Source organism: Peristeroidobacter soli, assembly GCF_004138485.1.
Lineage (GTDB): Bacteria > Pseudomonadota > Gammaproteobacteria > Steroidobacterales > Steroidobacteraceae > Steroidobacter > Steroidobacter soli.
Genome location: NZ_RYEV01000006.1, coordinates 448,878 through 467,117, shown reverse-complemented (window position 1 = coordinate 467,117; position 18,240 = coordinate 448,878). Strand labels below are relative to the sequence as shown.

12 protein-coding genes are annotated in these 18,240 nt (G+C 63.3%); 4 read left to right on the top strand and 8 right to left on the bottom strand.

Translation table 11 applies throughout. The features are described 5' to 3' along the window. Positions 1-2: 2 nt before the first annotated feature. From EKO19_RS28400 to dbpA, 3 genes are all read right to left on the bottom strand, one after another. Entirely contained in the window at positions 3-1,262 is a 1,260-nt protein-coding gene (locus tag EKO19_RS28400; protein ID WP_129780758.1) for a DEAD/DEAH box helicase, read from the bottom strand. 29 nt (positions 1,263-1,291) lie between these two features. Next, positions 1,292-2,458, bottom strand: a complete 1,167-nt coding sequence (locus tag EKO19_RS28395) for a hypothetical protein (protein WP_129780757.1) — start codon at positions 2,456-2,458, stop codon at positions 1,292-1,294. A gap of 122 nt (positions 2,459-2,580) precedes the next feature. After that, positions 2,581-3,951 carry an ATP-dependent RNA helicase DbpA gene (gene dbpA, locus EKO19_RS28390; protein ID WP_129780756.1) on the bottom strand — a complete coding sequence of 457 codons (1,371 nt, stop codon included), beginning with the start codon at positions 3,949-3,951 and terminating at the stop codon, positions 2,581-2,583. A gap of 55 nt (positions 3,952-4,006) precedes the next feature. Here dbpA and EKO19_RS28385 point away from each other — a divergent pair, with 55 nt between their 5' ends. Continuing rightward, entirely contained in the window at positions 4,007-4,567 is a 561-nt protein-coding gene (locus tag EKO19_RS28385; RefSeq protein ID WP_129780755.1) for a DUF1415 domain-containing protein, read from the top strand. Positions 4,568-4,587: 20 nt separating this feature from the next. Here the strand turns inward: EKO19_RS28385 and EKO19_RS28380 are convergent, their stop codons facing one another. Next, on the bottom strand, positions 4,588-5,337 hold the full coding sequence (locus EKO19_RS28380; RefSeq protein WP_175597225.1) for a 3-keto-disaccharide hydrolase: 750 nt from the start codon (positions 5,335-5,337) through the stop codon (positions 4,588-4,590). Positions 5,338-5,439: 102 nt separating this feature from the next. Then, positions 5,440-10,032 carry an AAA domain-containing protein gene (locus tag EKO19_RS28375; RefSeq protein ID WP_129780754.1) on the bottom strand — a complete coding sequence of 1,531 codons (4,593 nt, stop codon included), beginning with the start codon at positions 10,030-10,032 and terminating at the stop codon, positions 5,440-5,442. 121 nt (positions 10,033-10,153) lie between these two features. On the opposite strand from EKO19_RS28375, the gene EKO19_RS40025 reads away from it, so the two are divergent. Further along, positions 10,154-10,483 (top strand): UrcA family protein, encoded by a 330-nt coding sequence (locus EKO19_RS40025; RefSeq protein WP_129780753.1) that lies wholly within the window; start codon positions 10,154-10,156, stop codon positions 10,481-10,483. Here the strand turns inward: EKO19_RS40025 and EKO19_RS28365 are convergent. The 3 genes from EKO19_RS28365 to EKO19_RS28355 are packed head-to-tail and all read right to left on the bottom strand — an operon-like array spanning position 10,369 to position 16,125. Then, positions 10,369-13,509 (bottom strand): efflux RND transporter permease subunit, encoded by a 3,141-nt coding sequence (locus EKO19_RS28365; RefSeq protein WP_129780752.1) that lies wholly within the window; start codon positions 13,507-13,509, stop codon positions 10,369-10,371. The two genes, EKO19_RS40025 and EKO19_RS28365, sit on opposite strands and share 115 nt — an antisense overlap. A gap of 13 nt (positions 13,510-13,522) precedes the next feature. Beyond that, positions 13,523-14,635: an efflux RND transporter periplasmic adaptor subunit gene (locus tag EKO19_RS28360; RefSeq protein ID WP_129780751.1), complete on the bottom strand. Its 1,113-nt coding sequence runs from the start codon at positions 14,633-14,635 to the stop codon at positions 13,523-13,525. Then, positions 14,632-16,125 carry an efflux transporter outer membrane subunit gene (locus EKO19_RS28355; RefSeq protein ID WP_217705667.1) on the bottom strand — a complete coding sequence of 498 codons (1,494 nt, stop codon included), beginning with the start codon at positions 16,123-16,125 and terminating at the stop codon, positions 14,632-14,634. The genes EKO19_RS28360 and EKO19_RS28355 overlap by 4 nt, the downstream gene beginning before the upstream one ends. Before the next feature lie 55 nt (positions 16,126-16,180). On the opposite strand from EKO19_RS28355, the gene EKO19_RS28350 reads away from it, so the two are divergent. Both EKO19_RS28350 and EKO19_RS28345 read left to right on the top strand, forming a co-directional pair. Beyond that, entirely contained in the window at positions 16,181-16,885 is a 705-nt protein-coding gene (locus EKO19_RS28350) for a response regulator transcription factor (protein ID WP_407676668.1), read from the top strand. Then, positions 16,885-18,201 carry a sensor histidine kinase gene (locus EKO19_RS28345; RefSeq protein WP_217705666.1) on the top strand — a complete coding sequence of 439 codons (1,317 nt, stop codon included), beginning with the start codon at positions 16,885-16,887 and terminating at the stop codon, positions 18,199-18,201. The genes EKO19_RS28350 and EKO19_RS28345 overlap by 1 nt, the downstream gene beginning before the upstream one ends. The last annotated feature ends 39 nt before the right edge of the window (positions 18,202-18,240 follow it).

The following is an 18,240-nucleotide window of genomic DNA, read 5'->3' as shown; positions in this document are numbered from 1 at the left end:
CCCTATTTCAAACCGCGCTCCCGCAGTTTGTCTTTCTTGCTCTTGCGCTTGCCCTTGATCCCACCGGTCGACGCACCCGGCACAGGCGCGACCGGCGCCGCGGTTTCCACCGGCTCGAATCCAGGAACGATCTCGCGCGCCAGCGTCATCCGGTGTCGCTTTTCGATCAACCGGAAATGCGACTCGGTGCTCGCACTCACGAAACTCACCGCCACACCCGACTGACCGGCACGCCCGGTGCGACCGATCCGGTGAACGTAATCGTCGGTGGAACGCGGCAGATCGTAATTCACGACGGCAGGCAAATGAGTGATGTCGATGCCGCGGGCCGCGACATCGGTGGCCACCAGAACTTGCAACCGCTCCGCTTTGAAATCCGCCAACACCTGAGTTCGCGCCCCCTGGCTGAGCTCGCCATGAAACGCTTCGGCGTTGATGCCCGCACGATGCAATTTATCCGCGACGTGCTCCGTCGAGTATTTGGTGGCGACGAACACCAGCACCCGACTCCAGCCATGCTCCCGAAGCAGCCGAAGCAACAACTGAGTGCGACGAGGCGCGTCGACATGGATGGAGCGCTGAGTAATGTCCGGCACGGTCTCCGGAGTCGAGGGAACATCGACTCGCAACGGATCTCTCAGCAGAATCGCCGCAAGCGCGTTGACCTCGGGCGGAAACGTCGCGGAGAACAGCAGATTCTGACGGCGCTCGGGCAACGACATCAGCACCCGCGACAGCTCGTCCGCAAAGCCGAGGTCCAGCAATCGATCGGCCTCATCGAGGACCACCGTGGCCACGGACCGCAGACTCAACGCGTTGTGCTCCAGCAGATCCAGCAATCGGCCCGGCGTCGCCACGACGATGTCGGCGCCGCCTCGCAACGCCATCATTTGCGGATTGATGGACACGCCACCGAACACCACTGCCACCTTGACGGGATCGGGCAGATAGCGCGCGTAGGCTTCGAACGAGGCGCCGATCTGCGCAGCCAGCTCGCGCGTGGGCACGAGAATCAGCGACCGAACGCGCCGCGGCGTTTCGCGCCCGGCTTCCGAATGCCGTTGCAGTATCGGCAGAGCAAACGCAGCCGTCTTGCCCGAGCCCGTATGAGCGCAGGCCCAAACGTCCCGCCCGCTCAGCACGCCGGGGATCACCGCACTCTGAATGGGGGTGGGCGCGCTGTAATTCTTCTCGGCGACGGCGCGAACGATTTGCGGACACAGCGCGAGGGAAACAAAGGTCGGGGGCGTAGCGACGGTCATCCCGCCATGATCGCACGCACCCGCGCCGATCAGAAGATCGCCTTGAGCAAATAAGTCGCGACGTCGTTGAGCGAGAATATCGTCAACAGCAGCGGCACGAACGGCACGGCCGAGACGGCCACCAACCTCCCCACATCCCTGAGGCTGAAGGGCACCAGGCGCGTTTCACGCACCACAGTGAAACTATTGCCCAGATCGGCGAGCGACTGGATATCGCTACTACCGAGCAGCGGTTCGTCCGGCGGCGCGCCGCCCTGGATCCACTTGCGATGAAATTCGTTCGTATACCGGCTGACCAGCCGACCGAACTCACGCGCCGTATTGCGCTTGGCCTGCACCAGGTGAGGCGTGAACACAGTGAGCGGCAGGAGCGTCACGCCGTTGAAGAAGACCAGGAAGCTGAGCATCTGTACCTTGAAGCTCAGCAGATCCCGGCCCGCAAACAGGATCTGGCTGGCAATCAGCCCCGCAAGCAATGCGCCCTGAGCCAGCAGCACCAGCGCGAATGCGTTGATGCTGACCCCCAGAAAGCCCAGACCGGCGGCCCGGTCCGCGTGGCTCGCCAGCAGGCGCAGCGGCAGCCGCGCCACCTGAAACAGGAACCGGAACCACAGAAAAAAACGAAAATACCAGCGCAGCAGCACGAACTGGAAGATCGGCACGCTGACGAACATGTTCCAATAGCCCGCGGCGGTGAGGCGCGCCGCTCCCCCCTCATCGCTCGCGTACCAGCTCGTCACGTTGAGCGCGATCTCATGACGCCACAGCCACAGGCCCAGCGTATAGACCAGTGCCAGCAGCGCCAGCTCGATGATCGGCGAATTGCGCAGACGCAGGGTCGAGTCGATGGCGGCGCGAAACGCCGGCAGGTCTTCGGGCGCGATGATGTCTCGCTCCACGAACTGATTCACCACGAAGCGGATGCGCCGATGCACGACGATCTCGGCCGCGATCAGCAACGGCAGCGCAATCAGAAACCGGACGTGCGTCTGGATGTCTTCGACGAAGGGAATCGGCACCGTATTGCCGAACGCAGTTCCCTGCAGCGTGGACAGCAGCAACAGCGGCAGCCACGCGACGGTCGCAATGACCAGCATCCGCCGGGACAACAGCTCCAGTGCATTCCCGGACAGATGCGTCCGCAGGTACATCTGATATAGCGGACCGCCGAGGACCAGCGAGAAATCGGGCTTCACGGCAGGAGGGAGCGATGATCTGTGGACGTTGCGGTCCTCGCAGCTTGCCCCTGGCGCATTGCGAGCGACTATCGGGTTTTCGCATCCGTCGGCGGCGAGGCAGTGCCGCCGCGCTGACCGGGTCAGCCGATCTTCCGGATCCTGAAGGTTCGTCCCTTGATCTTGCCGGCGCGCAATCGCTGGATGGCGAGGTTATGAGAGGCTCGCTCGATCGCCACGTAGGTGCGGGTAGGAAACACATCGATCTTGCCGACGGCGGTACCCGGCAGCCCGGCGTCGCCGGTCAACGCACCCAGCAGATCGCCGGGGCGCAATTTATCCTGACGCCCGGCATCGATCGCCAATGTGACGAACGGCGCGGCCCAAGGTTCGGCATCGGACAGCGACGGCAACGCGTCCCAGGTGAGCGCTTCGCCCAGCCGCGCTTCAATGACCTTGGCTCGCGTCATTTCGCGCGGGGAACAAAGACTCAGAGCGATGCCACGGCGACCGGCACGCCCGGTGCGGCCGATGCGGTGAAGGTGAGTATCGGCATCGCTGGCAATGTCGAAGTTGATCACCATGGCCAGATCCGCGATGTCCAACCCGCGTGCGGCGACATCGGAAGCCACCAGCACTGTGCAGCTCCGATTCGCGAAACGCACCAGCATCTCCTCGCGGTCGCGTTGATCCAGGTCGCCGTGCAGGGCCAGCACCGAGAAGCCGCACTTATATAGATCTTCGGCAACGGCCCGCACTTCCTGGCGTGTGTTACAGAACACCACCGCCGACTCCGGCCGATACTTCAACAACAAGGATTCCAGCGCATGCAGTTTCGATTCGGGATCGACTTCGAAGAATGTCTGCTCGATCAGCACCTCGTCCGGATCGCTCGTGACCGTCACGTCCACCGCCTCGCGCTGGAACTCCCGGCTGATCTCGCGAACCGACTTGGGAATGGTCGCCGAGAACAGCAGCGTCTGCCGCTGCTCCGGCGTGGCCTGAACGATGGCGTCGATCGCATCCGCGAAGCCCATGTCGAGCATGCGATCCGCCTCATCGAGCACCAGCACCTTGAGGGCTTGCAGCGGCAACGCCTGCTTCTCGATCAGCTCCAGAATGCGGCCTGGCGTGCCGACCACGATGTGAGGTTCGTGCGCGAGCGAAGCCAGATGCGGACGCAAGGGTACGCCGCCACAGAGAGTCAGCACTTTTACATTCGGAATGAAACGCGCCAGCCGCCGGATTTCACGACTGACCTGGTCCGCGAGCTCCCGCGTCGGACACAGCACCAGGCCTTGCAGCCGGACGGCCGACGAGTCGAGCGCCGACAACAAGCCGAGCGCAAACGCTGCAGTCTTGCCACTGCCGGTTCGCGCCTGCGCCACCACGTCGCGCCCGCCAAGAATGGCCGGCAGGCTCGCCTCCTGAATCGGAGTCATGTCCGCGTAGCCCGCTTCCGACAACGCCCGCTGCAAGGGCTCGATCAACGTCAACTTGGAGAATTCAGTCATCCCGCCATGATCGCACGTATTACACTCGCCGCTCACCCCCGAACCGAAGTCCTCCTTGAACACCCCGAACGGCATCCCGTCCGACGAGCAGGTCATCGCGACCACCCGCACCTGGCTCGAACGCGCGGTCATTGGCCAGCAGCTGTGCCCTTTCGCGGCCGCGCCGTATCGACACGACCGCGTGCGCTTTTGTGTCAGCTCGCAGCGCTCGGCCGACGGGCTGCTCGAGGACCTGGCTCGTGAACTGCAACTGCTGCGCGATACCGACCCGCTCCAGTGCGAGACCACCCTGCTCATTCATCCGCAGGTGTTGACCAATTTCCTCGACTACAACGATTTCCTCGACGTCTGCGACGCCGCCGTGGCGGAGCTGGGCCTGGAAGGCGAGCTGCAAGTGGCCAGCTTTCATCCCAACTACCGATTCGCCGGCACCACCAAGCAGGACATCACCAACTTCACCAATCGCTCGCCCTACCCCATGCTCCATCTACTGCGCGAGGCCAGCATCGCGCGCGCCGTAGCGACCTTTCCGGGCATCGAGGACATCGGCCCGAAGAACATGGAAACATTGCGACGACTGGGTCATGAAGGCTGGCGTCGTCTGTGGGTCGATTGAGGCTCAGTCGGCGCCTCTCCTCAGAGCTTCCGCAACCAGATATTACGAAAGCGCACTTCGTGCGAATGATCCTGCAGGCGGATGGGCATGTCGCCGTGAGCTTTGTAGACCGGTGCGCCGATGTAAGCGGTGGCGCCTTTCAATGAGACATTGTTCTGGATCAGCACGCCGTTGTGGAGCACCGTCATCCGCGCCGGCGACTTCACCGACCCATCCGAAGCAAACCGCGGCGCCGTGTAGATGATGTCGTAGGTCTGCCATTTGCCCGCCGGCAGGTTCGCGTTCACCAGCGGTGGATATTGTTTGTAGATGGCGCCGGCCTGGCCATTCACATACGTTTTGTTCTCGAACGTATCGAGTACCTGCACCTCGTAGACGTCCTGCAGAAACACGCCGCTGTTGGCGCGATCCTGACCGACTTTGTCCGGCGGCAATTGGGGCGCATACCATTCGACGTGCAGCTGCACGTCGCCGAAGCCGGCGCGAGTTTGAATATCACCGGTGCCCGGTGCGACCACCAGCTCGCCCTGCTCCACGCGCCACTTCGCCGGCCCGCCGTCCTTTTCGCTCTTCCAGGCATTCACATTCTTGCCGTCGAAGAGCACGACCGCGTCCGAAGGCGGCGCGCCCGCTGTCGCACCCGGCGTCACCTTCACCGGTACCGGCGACCACACTTCGGTGGCCTTCGGATCACCGGCAGGCGCAGTCGCAGCCTGCGCGCTCAGTGACAAGAAGCTCGCGAGCAATGGCAGAAGTCCCGGTCGATACATTTGCGCCCCCGATCAAGGACTGGCGTCGAGACGCCAATGGGGCCTTGTACCACAGGAGTCGGCGTGAGCGTCCCGGTTATTTTTGCAAACGGCCCTCTGACACTAGGGCTGGCGACCGAACCTTCGGCGCGGCCTGGCCGTCTTCTTGGGCTCGGCATCCACCGGACCGCCTTCGACCGCCGCCAGCGGCGCGGGCACCATTGGCCGGCCCGTCATTTCCTGGAGTTCTTCGACCAGCGATTTCGTGGGTGTTTCCTCGACCGGAGCAACACTCACTTGCTCCGGATCCACCGGTTTGATGCCGAGCTCTTCCAGGCGATCGAACACACGACGCAATGCCGAGTCCGGATCCCGATAGAACGCACTGCCTCGGATGCGCACGAACTCCCAGCCCAGGCGTTCGAGCACAGCCTGACGCGCAACGTCCTCGCCGAGGCTCTCGGGCGTGCGATAACGATCGCCATCGCATTCCACCGCCAGGCGTTTGCCGTCGTTCTCGATCACCATGTCGATACGGAAGTGACCGATGCTCATCTGCTGCTTCACTCGAAAGCCCGCGACGGTCAGACGCTTCGCCACTTCGCGCTCGAGCGGCGACTCCGGTTCCAGGCGGTCGCGTTCGGCGCCGGGCGGAGCCAGGTTCGGCTGTTGGGCATGCTGAAGCAGCTGGAAACGCAAATCGTCGGTCTTCAAATCATGATCCGCATCGAACGAGTACACGACCCACAGCTGATCGCGCGCGCGGCTCGCGGCGACGTTGTAACGTTTCTTGACCAGCTCGTATGCACCCTCGCGCACCGTGCGCAGGGTCGCGTCCTCGGGCGCGCTGTCCACGAGCGACAACAGGATGATGTCGCGTTCGTCGCCCTGGAACTCCGCCGATATGCCGGCGAGGATGCGACGCTTCTCCAGCTCCACGCTGTCGATCCGTTTGTGAAGCAGCGACTGGATCAGTAACGCCTGCTCCTCCTTCACCATCGAGATCACGCCAATGGTCTTGCCTTCGTAGGCGGGATGCCGCGTCATCGCCTTGATCAGCGACACGATCGCCTCGGCTTCTCGCGCATTCACATCGCCCTGGCGCACACCTTCCACCGGATACGGCACGCACGCCGGCTTGATATGCGTCGAGTTCGCCGCGCGCAGCGGCAGGATCTTGCCGTCGTAGGACAACCGGTTGCTGAAGGCGATGATCTCCGGCACCGAGCGGAAATGCTCGATCAGGCGCACCGCATCTCCAAACGCCTGCCGGCCGATGTCATAGATGGAAGACATGGCGTCGAACAGATGCGCGTTCGGGAAGTCGTGCAGCATCGACTTGCGCAGATTCTCCAGCGCCGTCTGTTCCTTGCCGACACCCAGCGGCGTCACCTGCTCATGGTCGCCAACGATCACCACCTGTCGCGCCATATACAAAGGGATGAGCGCATTGAGGTCCGCCTGGCTGGCCTCGTCGACGATGACCAGATCGAAGCGCGTCGCCCGCGGATCGAAGGTCTCGGCCACCATGGAGATCGGCATGATCCACACCGGCACCGCTTCGACCGAATGTTTCATGAGCTTGCGGGCTTCGGTGAGCAGCGTTTGCCGGCGTTCGGGATGACGCGTCGACATCAGACGCTTCGCCGTATCCAGCCAGCCGACCAGCGCCTGTCGGATCGCATTGTTTCCTTGCAGGCGCGCCAGTTGTTGGCCCCACGCGGTGGCATCGATCAGCTCTTGCGTCACGGGCCGCAAGCGATCACGAGTGCGGTCCGCTTCGTACTGCAACGTCTGCGCGTCCAGCCGGTCCAACTGCACCAACGCGTCATGCAGCTGACGATAGATCCACGCCAGCTCCAGATCGCCCGGTGGATGGCCCTTGTCGTGCGGGGCCTTCCGATCCTGCAATCGATCCGCCCAACGAGGTGCAACCTCGCGCAGCCGTGTCAGCAACTCATCGCGTTCCGCCGTCAGCGGCTTCACCGTCAGCAAGCGCTGCGCATACTCTCGTGCCGCTCTATATGCATTCGCATCGCGAGCTTCGACCGCTGCGATCAGTCGGGCAATGCAACTCGCACCGACGGACTTCGGGTCGATGTCACCGACACGCACGGCGAGCCGATCGAACCACTCATCGATCTCACGCTGCTTGCGTCGATCCGCTTCGATGGCTAGCAAAGGCGGCAGCAGGTCGGCGGACAGGCGCTCGACCGTCTGATACTCCGCCAACGGACTCGGCTCGCGCGGAATCTGCGCCACCAGTTCGTCCAGTCGCAACCCCTCGCCACGCAAGTGCTCGGCCAGCGAGCCCCACGTGTGCTCGTGCCAGTCGAGACAATGACGAATCTCGTCCGTGAGCGCACGGCAGGCCAGCTCCGGCTCCGGTCCCATGGAGCGGAACAGCGAATTGATGTGTCCGCCGATGAGTGCGTTCCAGGAGTCTTCGATTTCCAGCCGTCGCACTTCCAGATCGGCCACCATCTCCAGCACATGGAAATGATCGATCCGCGACGGCTCGCCCGCCGCGACTGCCGCCGATTTCACAAACTGTCGCCATTCCGAGCGGGTTGCCATCGTCACGAAGCCCAAGCCTCGCCCGGCTTCCAGGTGTTGCACGATTTCCTGAGCGATGCGTCGCTGGGTCTCCGCCGACATCGATTTGGACAACTGCGGCCGATGGTGTCGCAGCAGCGCGCACTGAGCGTTCGCTTCCGCCGCCTCTTCGATACCATGAATCAGTTGTTCCCAGACTTCACGCTGCGTGCCACCGTTGATGCCGGCAACGATGGCGTACGGTCGCCATGCCTGCCGACGTCGCAGCTCCGAGAACTCTTCCGCTAACGTAGCGGCCAGCGCTTGGATCGCAGCGCTGCTGCCGGATTTCGTCCATCGATGCGTGCCCGCGGACAAGTCTGCCGCCGCGAGCCGCTGATGTTCCGATGCAAGCGACTCGAACTCACGCTCGGCAGGCAGCTCGTCGAGATTCGGCAGCGGACGACGCGCATCCTGCTCTTCATCCGCCGTGAACGAGGCGCCCAGCGCATACAGGCGCCCCAACTCATTCGAATTGAGCGGCAACGACACCGCCAGCTTCACCGGCCCCGGAATCCACGCGTGCTGCGTGCCGTTTGCTTTCACGTACTTCGCCGCGTCCGACGGCGAGAAGCGCCGTTCGTCGACCGTGATCTCGCGATACTCATTTTCGAGCGCCTCGCGCAGATCACGTTGCAGGACCTTCAACTCGGTAAGCAGCTCTTTGCGTCGCTGTCCGAGCCGGGTCGCGCGCGACACCAGCGACGCGCTGGTCTCGGTCGTCAGTCGTTCGGTGATGGAGCCGATGGAGGTTTCCAATTGCCGGCGCGCATCCTGATCGCTGCCAAGTACGGCGACGCAAAGTGGACGCAGCACCTCGGGCACCTTGTCACGTAGCACGCGCAGCGCCTTCGCTGTTTGCGCCGTGACCAGGATCGACTTGCCCTGCGCGAGCTGATGGCCGATCAGGTTCGCGATCGTATGCGTCTTGCCGGTGCCGGGCGGACCTTGCACCAGCACCGAGCCGCTGTGACTCAGGCGCTTGATGATCTGGATCTGCTCCTGATTCGCTTCCTTACCGAGCAGCACGTCATCGTCGTCGATGGGCGCGGCGGGCTGATCTGGCGAGGTCTTCGGCGCCGGCGTCGCTTCGACCGACGTGCCCGAAATCTGCACCATCGCCGGCGCGAACGTTTTGCGCTGATCGATATCGTCGATGATGGCATCGACGGCATTCGCGATGCCACCGACCCGCTTGCGCAGAATCAACATCGGATCGCGCCACATGCGCGGCGCGTCGGAAGGTTCGTCGGCGATGCGCTCCTTGATCAGACGGCCGCTGGTGGGCGACAAGGTCTGCACCAGCGTCTTCAGATAAGTCTCGGTGTCGTCGGCACCCCACGGATGCAGCCCCGCATTTTCCAGCTCCGCCGTCCGATTGCGGAGTGACGCCGCCGCCGTATTCTGCAAATCCACGAACAGCGCGCTGTACAACTCGGTCGGACGGTCCGTCTCGTGAATGCTGAATTCCGCGGCGCTGGCATCGAAGCGCAGTTCGACGCGCTTGAGCATCACCGGATGATCGATGGGAACGCTGCCTTCGATCGACGAGACCGCACGCCAGTTGAGCCGGCCATCGGCGGCCACCAGTTCGAGCAATTCGCCGTCGCGCTCGATGGCCGAATGAATCTCATAGAACAACTCGAAGAAACCCAGCGCCTTGCGCGCGGCGAGTTCGGCGACCACCCACTCTTCGCGCTGAGCGACCCAAGCTTCGAAATCGGCCAGACGCTGCTGGTCATCGTCGAAACGAATATTGAGCGGCGCGCTGTCCGCGGCGGCGACATTGCGAGTCGCGGAGAAATACGCCGTCTTGGTGGGATCATCCCAATCCGGCAGTAACCAATTCGTCACGTTGAATGGCGGTGTGGGACACGGCGTGGACAGCGGGCGCGCGATGCGCAGCAGACAGTCGTCGTCGACCTGCGTGCCATTGCCGGCGCCGGGGCGATTGATTTGCACGCACGGGTGATCTGGCGCATCGGCCAACCGAATCGCCCGCGGATGCTGGCTCACATGCCGTACTGGAGGAAACCGCAGCTGGTTGGCTTCCTTCAGAAACAGATAGAGCTGCCGGAGTTTGTGCCGAATGTGCTCGATCATCTGGACAGTATTCGACACCGAACCTGAACCGGATTCGAACCATTCTCACGCTTCTTTCACGCCGGGGCTCACTCTTTTCTAACGAGGGTTGCCGACACTGGGACCGTACCGACCCCCCCAGCCCTCAGGAGCCCCGATCATGAAATGCGCTTTCGCAGGACTTGCACTCGCTTGCCTCGCTTTCCAGGCCGCACAGGCCGCGCCGCGGCCGGGAACGACCCGACAGCTGTTGAGCGAGAACGTGAATTACGCGGACCTCGATCTCACTCGCGAGCAGGATGCCCAGGTCCTGATGGTTCGAATCAAGGACGCGGCCTACCGTGTCTGTGGCGGCGATCCGCGACGCCACGTGGCTTACGACTTGATGCCGGCTCGCGTCGAGTTCGCGTTCAAGGAATGTCGTGAAGGTGCGGTCGCACGTGCGGTCGCGACGATCGACATGCCCCAGGTGACCGCGTCGTCCAGATAGCTGTAAACCACCGGGATCACCAGCAGGCTCAGGCACGTCGACGTGATCAGTCCGCCGATCACGACGACGGCCATGGGCGAGCGGAAGCTTGGGTCGGCGCCCAGCCCGAACGCGATGGGCAACATGCCCGCGCCCATCGCGATCGTGGTCATGACGATCGGGCGCGCCCGCTTGCGGCAGGCATCGACGATGGCCTCCCAGCGATCCAGCTGGTGATCCCGGCGCGCAATCACGATGTAGTCGAGCAACAGAATGGAGTTCTTGGTGACGATGCCCATCAGCATGAGCAACCCGATCATCGCCGGCATCGACAGCCCCGATCCCGTCAGGAACAGCGCGAGGAAGGCCCCGGGAATGGACAACACCAGCGCAGCCAACACGGTAACCGGTTGCGCGAAGTCCTTGAGCAGCAGGACCAGCACCATGTAGATGCACAGAACTCCCGTCAGCATGGCCAATGCGAAGCCGGCCGCCAGCTCACCCATCGCCTCCGCATCTCCCGCGGATGTGAGGACGATTCCTCGTGGCGGACGCTTCAGGCTGGGCAGCGCGAGCGCAGCTTCCTCGATGTCACCCAACGCACGGTCATTGAGCTCGACTTCGAAAGTAACGTTGCGCATGCGGTCATAGCGAGTGATCTGCGACGGCCCGCTTGCCATCTGCAGCGAGGCAACGCTTTCCAGCGGCACTGGACCGCGCGCGCCCGGCACGGGCAGGCGACGCAATGTTTCCAAGTCGTCGCGTGCAGCGTCCGTGAGCCTCACGACTACTGGCACCTGTCGCTCACTGAGATTGAGTTTCGCGAGATCCTGGTCATAGTCCCCCAACGTCGCGACTCGCAACGTCTCGGCGATTGCCGCTGACGTCACTCCAAGATCGGCAGCGCGAGCGAAATCGGGACGGATCACCAGCTCCGGACGAACCAGGCTCGAGGATGACGTCACCGCGCCAATCCCAGGAATCGTTCGCAGCTCACGCTCGACCTGGGCCGCGTGCTGTGCCAGGCGCTGGCTGTCCTCCGCGGCCATGACCAACATGAAGTTCTCACCGGAACCGCCCATTCCCACCTTGATACGCACACCAGGCAGTGCCGCGAGCGCCTGGCGAAGCTCGGACTCGATCGCTTGCCTTTGCAGACCGGGACGATCACTGCGATGAGTGAGATTGATCGTCAGCACCGCCGTTGTGACATTGGCGGCCGGCGCAGTTTCCGCGTCGCTTGGATCGGTGCCTGCGCTGCCGCCGCCAATGGCCGTGTACACCATCTTCACGTGTTCGTTCCGCTGCAGGATGGCTCGCGCCCGCTCGGCCATCGCCGTCGTGTCCGCGAGCTTGCTACCCGGCGGCAGCGACAGCGTGACCTGCGTCTGCGAACCATCGTCCGGCGGAATGAACTCACCGGGCAGCAGCATCGCCAGTCCCAAGCCGCCGCCGAGGAATATGCAGACAGCCAGTATCGTAACGAAGCGATGTCGCAGACAGAGTTTCGCCAGGGACAGATACTGGGTGATCCATCGCGGCTCTGCGTGTTCGTTTGCAGGAGATGTCGGCGCCTTGAGCAGATACGCCGCCATCATGGGCGTCAGCATGCGAGCGACCACGAGCGAGAAGAACACGGCAATGGCCGCGGTCCAGCCGAACTGGACGAAGTACTTGCCGACGATGCCACCCATGAGCGAAGTGGGCAGGAACACGGCGATCAACGTGAACGTCGTCGCGATGACCGCCAGGCCGATCTCATCCGCCGCTTCCATGGCCGCCCGATACGGAGACTTGCCCATCAACAGATGCCGCTCGATGTTCTCGATTTCAACGATGGCATCGTCGACCAGCACACCGATCACCAACGACAGCGCCAGCAGCGATACGGTGTTGGCCGTGAAGCCCATCAGATGCATGACGGCGAAGGTCGGGATGGCCGAGAGCGGCAAAGCGACCGCCGCGATGAGCGTGGCACGCCAGTCCCGCAGGAACAGGAATACCACGACGATCGCCAACGCCGCGCCTTCGTAGAGCAACATCATCGAACCGTCGTAGTTCTCCACGACGGGATCGACGAAGTTGAAGCTTTCGGTAATCGTCACCTCGGCATTGCTCTGCTTTATTTCATCGAGCGCCGCGCGCACGCCGTCAGCGACTTCGATCTCACCGGCGCCTCTTGCCCGCGTGATCTCGAATCCGACGACCGGTTCGCCATTCAACAGCGCGCGCGACCTGGGCTCGGCAATCGTGTCGGCAATGGTTGCCACCTGGTCCAATCGCAGACGGCGGCCGTCGCTCAGCGAAATCTCCAGCTGCGCGATCTCTTGCGCCGTGGCCACCGTTGCAATCGCCCGCACCGATTGCTCGACACCACCGAAGTCGACTCGGCCACCTGACGCCTCTTGCTGCGACTCTCGCAGCTGCCGTGAAATGTCGGCCGCCGTCGCGTTGAGCGCCAGCAATCGCACCGGATCCAGATCGACGCGCACCTCCCGCGTCACACCGCCCACCCGTGACACCGCCCCCACGCCCGGCACGGCCAACAGACGCTTATTGATCTGATTGTCGACAAACCAGGACAGCGCTTCATCATCCATTCGCGATGAGGCGAGCGTGTAGGTCAGGATCGGCGCGCCGGCCAGCTCCACTTTCTTGATGACGGGATCGCGCAGCGCGGCTGGAAGATCGGCGCGAATGCGTGACACGGCATCGCGTACATCGTCCAGCGCCTCTTGCAGCGGCTTCTCGATACGGAAGTCGACCGTGATGCTGGCGGAGCCGTCGGTGAGTGAGCTCTCGATGTGCTTGATGCCCTGGGTAGTGGCCAGGGCATTCTCGATCTTGCGCACGACGTCGTTCTCGAGCTGCGAAGGCGATGCCCCCGGCAACTCCGCCGTCACCGTGACCCGAGGCAGCTCGATGTCGGGGAAGTTCTGCACTTTCATGGCCTGAAAGCCCATCAGGCCGACGAAGGTCAGCAGGACGAACAACAGCACGGTGGCGGTCGGATTCCGGATCGCCCACGAAGAAACATTGGTGCTCATGCGTTGATCCCGCTCAGATCGCGACGCCGGGCCGCGGTTCTTCACGGACCCGATCGCCGTCGCTCAGAAAGCTGCCGCCGGATTCGACGACCCGCTCGGCGGGATCGAGCCCACCGATGATTTCGACACGATCGCCCGCCCTGCGGCCCACGGACACCTTGGTCTGGATGACCCTGGAGTCCCGGCCGATCCGCAGCACATAGCTGAAGCCATCACGCAGCAGCACGGCACTCTGCGGCAACGTCAACGCCGCGTCGATGCCCGTTTCAAAGTAGCCGCGAACATACATGCCTGCGCGCACCTGCCCGCCATCGGTCACGGGCAGATCGACGTAGACCAGGCCGTTGCGTGTCTGCGTGTCGATGGCTGGCGCGACGACTCTGAGCTGGCCCTCGATCACTCGATCGCCGACGAGGGTGATGTGCACTTTCTGCCCCGGCGACAGCTTCGCCAGATCGCCCGTCGCGACTTCGGCGCGCCACTCCAATCGTCCTTTGCGGATCAGGCGAAACAACTCCTGTCCCGCGGGCAGAACGGCGCCCACTGTGGCAGTTCGTGACGACACGAGGCCATCGTCCGGCGCCAGCACCTGAGTTTGCGCCAACCTCAGCCGATGTCGTTGTTCGATGGCCTTCGCCGCTTCCCATCTCGCGCGTGCCGCGCGTTCGGCAGTGACATATTGATTGATCTGTTGCACCGACATTGCGCCGGTCGCATCCAACACGCGAGCGCGCTGAGCATTTGCCTCCGCCTCGGTGAGTGTCGCCGCCGCCTCCTCCGCTACGGCTCGAGCCTCCGCGAGTTCGGCAGTCACGGTCTCGGCGGCGAACATCGCCAGCACCTGGCCGCGCTTCACCTGATCGCCCACGTTCACCCTCACTTCGATCAGCCGCAGGCCTTCCGCCTCGGTGCCGATGCTGGCCTCCTCCCAGGCGGCAATGTTTCCTGTGGCCGAGATGCGAATGGGCAGCGATGACTGCTGAGGGCTGATCGCCGTCACCGTGAGCGCTGGATTGGTCACCTCTTCCTGCTCTACTCCATCGCCGCTCGCACGTGCCAGCAAGATGCTCACGGCCATCGCGGCAACGACGCTGCCGACGAGCACGGGCTTGGACAATGGTTTCATGGTCGATCAACCTTTGCAGACGCTTGCATCGAATCCGGTGACCAATCGCCGCCGACCGCGAGGTACAAATCGATCCAGGCAACGATGCGATCTCGATGGAGTGAAACAACCGCGCGCTCCGCGGCGATCATGTTGCGACGAGCTTCTTCCAGCTCGAAGAGACTGGCGCCGCCGTTCTTGTATCTTTCGTCGACGGCGGCGTATGAGCTTGCAAACCCTTTCGCAGCGATAGCCACGTTGCTGTCACGGTTCGCCGTGCTCTCCAGCAACACGAGCGCGCTCTCAACCTCGCGTATCGCTTCACGCAACCTGGCCGAATAGATGACAGTGCTGGCCTCGTAACGTGTGTGAGCAGCGCTGGCATTCGCTTTGCGCGCTCCACCATCGAACAGTGGCATCGTCACTGCAACCGGGCCGACGCTCCAAACACGGCCATCTGTCGTGACACCACCGCTCTGCATTCGTAAGTTGCCGATGCTTCCCGCCAAAGTGATTCGTGGCCAGCGCTGCGCCTCGGCTCGACTCGCCTCGGCGCTGGCCATCTCAACATCGCGTGCCGCCGCGAAGACATCTGGACGCTGCGCGAGGGCATCTGCTGGAACCGCGACCACCGTGAGTTCGACTGGCACCGGCAATGTCGCCTCGTTGGCGCGAAGATCCCGACGTAGCAGCGTCTCGTCTTCGCTCGTCAGCGAGACCAATGACTTGACCAGCAGATCGCAACCGGCTCGTTGCTCAATCAGTGCGGATCGACTTTGGGCCGCACCGGCTCCAGCCTGGTCCGCGGCGGCGTTCGTCTCGAAGCCGGCTCTCGCCAGCAGATTCACGACGTGCGCGGTTTGCTCATACGACTCGACCTCACGCTCGGCTTGATCGATGAGGACTTCGCACAGGCGCAGCTCGGTGTACGTCCTCGCAATCTCCGCCGCGACCAGAATCCTCGCCTCATGCCAACGGGCTCGACTGGACTCCAGGTTCGCTTGCGCGGCGCTTGCGCCCGCGCGATTCGCACCGAACAGATCGATCTCCCAACTCACATTCACACTGGCCGACGAGGTCGTGGCCAGCGGCTGAGCCAAGTCGGATCGTCCCCTGCTGCCGCTACTGCCAGCGTCCAGCAGAGGCAGAAGCTGAGCACGCTGCGCGGTTCGGTTTGCCCTCGCGTCGCCGACACGAGCCGTGGCTTCCGCGAGCGTAGGGCTGACGCGTTGTCCGGCCTCGATCAGCCGCGACAACAATGGATCGTTGAACTGCGACCACCAAAGACTCAGGTCGGAGAGTTGCCCGTGATGAGGCAGCTGCGCGTGCCACTCATCCGGCACGTCATGACTCGGATCGCGTGCAGGCACCCGCGACGCGCAGCCGGCGAGCAGCAGCAGGCTCGCCAGCCCGGCCAGGGATTTTTGCTTGGAAGCGCTGCCATTCATGGCGGAGATGCTGGCGAGCCCGTGTCGTGAAAATGTCGCCGGCGCGCCGCCCCTTGCCGACATTTGCACGACATCGCATGCTGATCCTATCGGCCGTGCCGTTTGCCCGGAAAGCAGCGTGAACCAGACCTCCTTGTCCCTCCTGATCATCGAAGACAACGCGCAGCTGGCCGCCAACATCTACGACTATCTCGAAGCCTGCGGCCACTCGCTGGACGCCGCGCCCGACGGCGTATCCGGGCTGAACCTGGCCGCGACCCGGGATTACGACGCCATCGTGCTCGACTGGAACCTGCCGCGCATGGACGGCCTGACGGTCCTGCGCCGCTTGCGGATCGATGAAAAGAAAAAGGTGCCGGTCATCATGTTGACCGCGCGCGACCAACTGGCGGACAAGCTGGATGGCTTCGAATCGGGCGTGGACGACTATCTGGTCAAGCCGGTGGCCTTGCCGGAACTGGAGATCCGGCTGCGCTCGCTCGTGACCCGGCTTCGACACGCCGGCGCGCCGGAGCACGCCCTCACCGTTGCCGACCTGTCGTTCGACCTCAGGACGCTGGAGGTCACTCGCGGCAGTCGCAAGGCGCAGTTGGCGCGAACCAGTCGCGCGCTGCTGGAACTGCTGATGCGGGAGAGCCCTAAGGTCGTCACCCGCGAACGCCTGCAACAAGTGGCCTGGGGCGATGAGACTCCGGAAATCGACCTGTTACGCTCGCACATGTATGTACTGCGTCGTGCGATCGATCAAGGCTCGGAGCGCAAGCTGTTACACACCGTCTCCGGCGTCGGCTATCGGCTGTGCGCCCTGAACGACGAGCCATGATGAACACCAACAGCCGCAGCCTGCACTGGTGGATCAGCCTCGGCTTGATCGCCTTTGGCTTGTTGGCCGCCGCCGCGCTGGCCCTGCAAACCTATCGTAGCCAGGCACTCATCGAGCACCGCATCTGGCGCAACATCCTCGAGTCGGTGACCCAGACTTATGCCGAGCAGCGCGCCTCGAACCCAGCAGCGCCACTTCCCAATGCCGGCATTCTGCACACTTGGTTGATTCACGGCGATGCGCCCACGCCGGGCATGCCGCAGTTCCTTCAACCGCTGCCTCTGGGCTACCACTCCTCGGAGGGCTGGACGGATCTGGACGAGTTCGATGAAACATTCCACGCGCTGATCACACCGCTGGACGGAGGCAGGCTCGTTACGTATCTCGATATCGACGAGCTGGAAACGCAGCAGAATCGGGACGCCATGATGACCGCGCTGTGGGGCATCGTTTTCATTGCAATGATCGCGGCGCTGATCGGCTGGCTGCATGCCAACCTGGTGCGGCCGGTCCGCGATCTGGCGTTCCGGATGCAGGCCATCGACCCGGCGATCAAAGGTCAGCGCCTGCCGACCGGTTATCGTCAGGAAGAAATCCAGATCATCGCGCGCGCCAGCAACGCGCACCTGGAGCGCGTGGAGAAGTTCATCGAGCGTGAGCGCAGCCTGCTGGATCAGGCCAGTCACGAGTTCAGAACACCGATCGCGGTGATCGCCGGCGCGGTCGATATATTACGAATGCAGGGGCTGCCGACCACCGCGCGGCCGGCGCTGGAGCGCATCCGAACGACCGTCGAGGCGCTGTCCGAGATCATGGTCGCGCTGTTATATCTGGCACGGGAGACCTCGCCTTCGGCCGGCCCGCAGGAAATAACCGCAGTGCACGCACTGTTGCCGAGACTGGTCGCGGATCATGAATATCTGCTGGCCGACAAGGCCGTGCGTTTCAAAGTCACCGACCTCGAACCGACCGTCATCGAGGCCCCCGAAGTCATGGTTCGAATTGCGGTGGGCAATCTGTTGCGTAACGCCGTCGAGAACACGACCGAGGGTTGTATCGAGGTCTCGATCAGCAACGGCATCGTCTGTATCTCCGACTCCGGCACGGGGTTCGATCCAGTGGAAGCCGCGCGGCGCTATCGAGACAGTCTGCGCGCGGCCATGCCCATCCCGGGACAAGGGCTCGGAATGTTCTTGATCAGCCGGATCTGCGATCGATTCGGCTGGCAGCTCTCGATTGAAACCCCTGCGTCGAGTGGCACGCGCGCCCGGCTGAACGTGAGCGCGAGTTTGTTGAACGATACCGACGCGCCCTGACGCCCGACATTTCCGCGACATCGGCTCTTCATTCTGTGG